The sequence below is a fragment of the Pseudomonas kitaguniensis genome, from assembly GCF_049199985.1.
In the GTDB taxonomy this organism is placed as follows: Bacteria; Pseudomonadota; Gammaproteobacteria; order Pseudomonadales; family Pseudomonadaceae; genus Aquipseudomonas; species Aquipseudomonas kitaguniensis.
The window spans coordinates 1-5,987 of sequence record NZ_JBLZPT010000048.1; the positions used below are offsets into that span (position 1 = coordinate 1).

Consider the following 5,987-nt stretch of genomic DNA (forward strand, 5'->3'; position numbering starts at 1 on the left):
CGACTCAGGCCCTGGTCATCATCGCCCGCAAGCTGGCTCGCATCGCGTTTTCTCTCATGAAAAACCTGAGCGAATACCAGTCGAAAGCGGTTTTGGAGGCTTCCCCAAAACCATAGAATCTCCCACATGAACGGGTGCGCAAAGGGTATACTCCCGCTCTTTTTTCCGGAGCGACGTCATGTCCCTGCCAAGCCTGCGTCTCAAAGCCAACGCCGATCGTCGTTTGCGCAACGGCCACCTGTGGGTCTACAGCAACGAAATCGACGTGGCCGCCACCCCACTTCACGGCTTCCAGGCAGGCGACCAGGCTATCCTGGAAGCGGCCGGCGGCAAGACCCTGGGCATCGTGGCCATGAGCCCGAACAACCTGATCTGCGCACGCCTGTTGTCGCGCGACATCAAGTTGCCGCTGGACAAGTCGCTGTTGGTGCACCGCATCAATGTGGCGCTGTCGCTGCGTGACCGCCTGTTCGACAAACCGTTCTATCGCTTGGTCTACGGCGACTCCGACCTGTTGCCGGGTCTGGTTGTCGACCGTTTCGGCGATATTCTGGTGGTACAGATCGCTTCGGCGACCATGGAAACCCACAAAGACGACGTGATCGCCGCGCTGACCCAAGTGCTCAAGCCGAGCGGTATCCTGTTCAAGAACGATTCCGCCGCGCGTGACGCCGAAGGCCTCAACCGCTACGTCGAAACCGTTTTCGGCCTGGTGCCGGAGTGGGTTGCACTGGAAGAAAACGGCGTTAAATTCGAAGCCCCGGTGATTCAGGGCCAAAAAACCGGCTGGTTCTACGACCACCGCATGAACCGCGCACGCCTGGCCCCGTATGCCAAAGGCAAGCGCGTACTCGACCTGTACAGCTACATTGGCGGCTGGGGCGTGCAAGCCGCCGCGTTCGGCGCCAGTGAAGTGTTTTGCGTCGACGCCTCTGCCTTCGCCCTCGACGGCGTAGAGCGCAACGCCGCGCTGAACGGCGTCGCCGAGAAAATGACCTGCATCGAAGGCGACGTGTTCGAAGCCCTCAAAGAGCTGAAAGCCAGCGAAGAACGCTTCGACGTGATCGTCGCCGACCCACCGGCCTTCATCAAACGCAAAAAAGACATGAAAAACGGCGAAGGCGCCTACCGCCGCCTCAACGAGCAAGCCATGCGCCTGCTCAGCAAGGACGGCATCCTGGTCAGCGCATCGTGCTCGATGCACCTGCCAGAAGACGACCTGCAAAACATCCTGCTGACCAGCGCCCGCCACCTGGACCGCAACATCCAGATGCTCGAACGTGGTGGCCAAGGCCCGGACCATCCGGTGCACCCGGCAATTGCCGAGACGCGTTATATCAAGAGCATTACGTGCCGGTTGTTGCCCAATAGCTAAGCAATAGAGCGCGAATCAACTGTGGGAGCGGGCGTGCTCGCGAAGGCGGTGTATCAGTCGATGACAGTATTGGCTGACACACCGTGATCAAAAGCACGCCAGATCCCACATCTTCGATCCGGCCATCGGCCTGCTGATCAACCTGTGACCGACAACCTGATCACCGCGCTGGGCCTGTGCTTTTTGATCCTTGCCGGCGTCGGCCTCGCCTTGAATGCGCAGACAGGCGAGCGGTCACGCGTCGCGTAGCACTCTGTTCAAGGCTCCCGAATCACGGGAGTCAGCAGCCCATCGCTGAACTGCAATTGCCGGTAACGCGGCTTGACCAACGCGACCTTGCCTTCGCGGATGTTGCGAATCAGCACTTCGGTGTCTATGTAAGCATCCGGCTGTTGTGCCCATAACAAAGGACCGCGATTGTCCCACTGGCCGTTCTTGTCCAAGGCATAAATGCGCGGCGGCTTGGTGTCATGGTGCAAACGGGTGCGGGGCACGACCAGCACTTCATCCTGGCCGTCCTCGTCGAGGTCGACCGCCCATAGCACACAGGCGTTCTCGCAAATCGAGTCGGGGCTCAAGCTGATATCAACAAACTGCTCGCTGCCTGTGGGCTTGGCGCCAATCCATTCCAGCTCGGGCTTGGGCCGCGCGGCCCGCGACTTCACATAGCGCTCGCTGTAGCTCAGCGACGTGTCATCCATCCTCTCGCGCAACGCGCTACGCCCCTGCGCGTTCAGAATGCGCGCCTGATCCAGCTCGACCTGCAACTTGGCATACGCCTCCTCACCGAGCTTACCAAGACCAAAGCGCAGGTTGTAAGCATCGAACGCTTCAGCCTCGGTGCGCCCGTCGAGCAGCCGCCGGACTTGATCGTCGACGCTGAGCCGAACCGGATCGAGTACCGGCGTATTGATCAACACCAACAACACGCAAAACAGCAACGCCAACGGCGGATTAGTCCTGCGCAAGTTGCCCAGCCAAACCTGCGAACGCAGCGCCACCGCCCACACTGCGGCCACACCATACAAGCCACACAACAACGCCAGCACCAGGGCGATAAAGCGCTGCGGCGACAAGGCATATTGCTCGACTCGCAGCCAGCTCGAGTAAAACGCCAGGCCGGCGAGCACCGGCAGGCATAACAGGCTAACCGCGATAAAGTGTGTCAGCCATGTGGGGTAAGGCCGAGGCTGGTCACCCGCCTGGAACACGCCGTTGAGCAAGAACAATTGAGCACCCGCCAGTACCAGTAGAATCGGCGTGGAATAGCCGGTTGCCCAGATCCGGGCAAGCCCGGTAAACGGCAGCGTCAGGGTGAACAGCACGCTGATCAATGCAATCAACGGCAACAACAATCGACAGGCACCCAGCAGCATGCCGCGCATCTGGCCGATGATTCTGTCGTTACGCGAGCCCAAGTGCATGCCCAGCGCAAATACCAGCGGCAGGCTGATGCACAGGAACAACCGGCTCCGGAAATGGCGCTCAAAAAAATCGATGCGCAGCATCACGAACAACTGCGCCCAGAGTTCGAGCAGCAGCATGCACATACCCACCAGGATCAGCGCACACAGTACGATGAACACGCTGTTCCAGGCTTGCTGAAACAAGTCTTCGTAGCGCCAGCGCTGCCCCTTGGCGACAGGCCAGGCGTACAGAAAGCAGGCGCAGATATAACTGATCAGGAACAGGCTGATGCACCAGCAAGCCATTATCCACTGGCTGTCGACCACAGACGCGTTGCCATAACACAGCCACAGCGTCATACCGCCCATCAGCAAGGTGAACGCCAGCGTCAGTAACACAGAGCGCCATTGGCGGGCTTTGTCCCCGAGCAACTGCAACGCGGTGCCACCCACCAGGATCAGGGTGTTGGTGACAAAAAACAGCGTTGTACTCGCGCGATACAGCTCGGCGGAGTAATAGAACACGAGGCCCTGGACCAGGCCGATCAGCAGGTAAAACCCTAATAAACGATTGATACCGGGCATTCCAATTCCTTTGGGGTGATAGGCAGGCCGAAGCCGGTGAGTCTAAACAACATCTGCCATGGCCAGGAGTCGCACGTGTAGGCTTCTACTGACGAGAGGGGGTTTAATCTCTGACGGCGACCAACGGTGTAAATCCGCCAGCCCCCGCATCCAACACTAAAAGCGGGCCATTCCTTCCTGTCGCCAGCGGTGTAGAATCGGACCTATTCATCGCCAGTCATCCCCCGGCGGGTTTATGAGCTCAAGGCCCAAGCAAGCGGCGATCCCGCGACGCGAGTGGCAACTTTTGGACACACGGCCATTTTCTGAGTGTTCCAGACGTCAATAGAGGCTCACTTCCCCTTTAGCACCTGATTAGCACCTGATTAGCCGCCCGGAGAGCTCCATGCCAGATTATCGCTCGAAAACATCCACCCACGGCCGCAACATGGCCGGCGCCCGTGCTCTGTGGCGCGCCACGGGGATGAAAGATGACGACTTCAAAAAGCCGATCATCGCGATTGCCAACTCCTTTACCCAGTTCGTACCCGGCCACGTTCACCTCAAGGACCTGGGCCAACTGGTCGCCCGCGAGATCGAACGCGCTGGCGGTGTAGCCAAAGAATTCAACACCATCGCCGTGGATGACGGCATCGCCATGGGCCATGACGGCATGCTGTATTCCCTGCCGAGCCGCGAGATCATCGCCGACTCCGTGGAATACATGGTCAACGCCCATTGCGCCGACGCCATTGTGTGTATCTCGAACTGCGACAAAATCACCCCTGGCATGCTGATGGCCGCCTTGCGCCTGAATATCCCGGTGATTTTCGTTTCCGGTGGCCCGATGGAAGCCGGCAAGACCAAACTGGCCTCGCACGGCCTGGACTTGGTCGACGCGATGGTGATCGCCGCCGATTCCAGCGCTTCTGACGAGAAGGTCGCGGAATACGAGCGCAGCGCCTGCCCGACCTGCGGTTCGTGCTCCGGCATGTTCACCGCCAACTCGATGAACTGCCTGGTAGAAGCGCTGGGTCTGGCCTTGCCGGGCAACGGCTCCACCTTGGCCACCCACAGCGACCGCGAGCAGTTGTTCCTGCAGGCCGGCCGCACCATCGTCGAGCTGTGCAAGCGTTACTACACCGAAAACGACGAGTCGGTGTTGCCGCGCAATATCGCCAACTTCAAGGCGTTCGAAAACGCCATGACGCTGGACATCGCCATGGGCGGTTCCACCAACACCATCCTGCACTTGCTGGCCGCCGCGCAGGAAGCCGAGATCGACTTCGACCTGCGCGACATCGACCGTTTGTCCCGCCATGTGCCGCAGTTGTGCAAGGTCGCGCCGAACATCCAGAAGTACCACATGGAAGATGTGCACCGCGCCGGCGGGATCTTCTCGATCCTCGGCTCGCTGGCCCGTGGCGGTCTGTTGCACACCGACCTGCCGACCGTGCACAGCAAATCCCTGGCCGAAGGCATCGCCAAGTGGGACATCACCCAAACCGACGATGAAGCCGTGCACACCTTCTTCAAGGCAGGCCCGGGCGGTATCCCGACGCAGACTGCGTTCAGCCAGTCGACCCGTTGGGAAACGCTGGATGACGACCGTGAAAACGGCTGCATCCGCAGTGTCGAGCACGCCTACTCGCAAGAAGGCGGCCTGGCCGTGCTGTACGGCAACATCGCCCTGGACGGTTGCGTGGTGAAAACCGCCGGCGTGGATGAGTCGATTCACGTGTTCGAAGGGCGCGCCAAGATCTACGAAAGCCAGGACAGCTCCGTACGCGGCATCCTCGCGGACGAAGTCAAAGAAGGCGACATCGTGATCATCCGCTACGAAGGCCCGAAAGGCGGCCCGGGCATGCAAGAAATGCTCTACCCCACGTCTTACCTCAAATCCAAAGGCCTGGGCAAAGCCTGCGCCCTGCTGACGGACGGCCGTTTCTCGGGCGGCACGTCGGGTCTTTCCATCGGCCACGCTTCGCCGGAAGCGGCGGCTGGCGGCGCGATTGGCTTGGTGCAGGACGGCGACAAAGTGCTGATCGACATTCCTAACCGCTCGATCAACCTGTTGATCAGCGATGAAGAAATGGCGGCACGCCGGGTTGAGCAGGACAAGAAAGGCTGGAAGCCGGTCGAGAAGCGTCCGCGCAAAGTCACCACCGCGTTGAAAGCCTACGCCCTGCTGGCGACCAGTGCCGACAAAGGCGCCGTGCGTAACAAGGCAATGCTGGATGGGCTGTAAGGCCCACTCTTAAAAATGCCCCGCCAAGTGCGGGGCATTTTTTTGCCTGAAGAAAACCCCCTCAGACAGATGGAGATCAAATGTGGGAGGTGGCTTGCTGCCGATGGCAGAGTGTCAGGCCATATATTTGCTGGCTGAGTGACCGCTATCGCGAGCAAGCCCGCTCCCACAGGTGAGCGCATTCTTATGCTGGAACCCGGTTTAATGTGGGAGGTGGCTTGCTGCCGATGGCGGAGTGTCAGGCCATATATTTGCTGACTGAACGACCGCTATCGCGAGCAAGCCCGCTTGTATGGTTAGACTTGTAGGGGTGGTGGGACTAAAAGCCAGCATCTGACTCTAGCCAGTACAGACCGTGGGAGACTTCGCCCCACCCCTTCACCCAAAACGCCGA

Annotated in this window: 3 protein-coding genes and 1 pseudogene; 3 read left to right on the top strand and 1 reads right to left on the bottom strand. The window is 59.8% G+C overall.

Translation table 11 applies throughout. From position 1 onward, the window contains the following. Both ACOZK9_RS27275 and ACOZK9_RS27280 read left to right on the top strand, forming a co-directional pair. A pseudogene (locus ACOZK9_RS27275) lies at positions 1–116 on the top strand (IS110 family transposase); the annotation flags it as partial. A 62-nt stretch (positions 117–178) separates the two neighbouring features. Beyond that, entirely contained in the window at positions 179–1,375 is a 1,197-nt protein-coding gene (locus tag ACOZK9_RS27280) for a class I SAM-dependent rRNA methyltransferase (RefSeq protein ID WP_058413677.1), read from the top strand. 257 nt (positions 1,376–1,632) lie between these two features. On the opposite strand, the gene ACOZK9_RS27285 is transcribed toward ACOZK9_RS27280, so the two are convergent. Further along, positions 1,633–3,366: a DUF4153 domain-containing protein gene (locus ACOZK9_RS27285; protein WP_421556980.1), complete on the bottom strand. Its 1,734-nt coding sequence runs from the start codon at positions 3,364–3,366 to the stop codon at positions 1,633–1,635. Between the two features lie 385 nt (positions 3,367–3,751). On the opposite strand from ACOZK9_RS27285, the gene ilvD reads away from it, so the two are divergent. Further along, positions 3,752–5,593, top strand: coding sequence for a dihydroxy-acid dehydratase (gene ilvD / locus ACOZK9_RS27290; RefSeq protein ID WP_058413680.1), 1,842 nt, complete (start codon positions 3,752–3,754; stop codon positions 5,591–5,593). Positions 5,594–5,987: the final 394 nt, after the last annotated feature.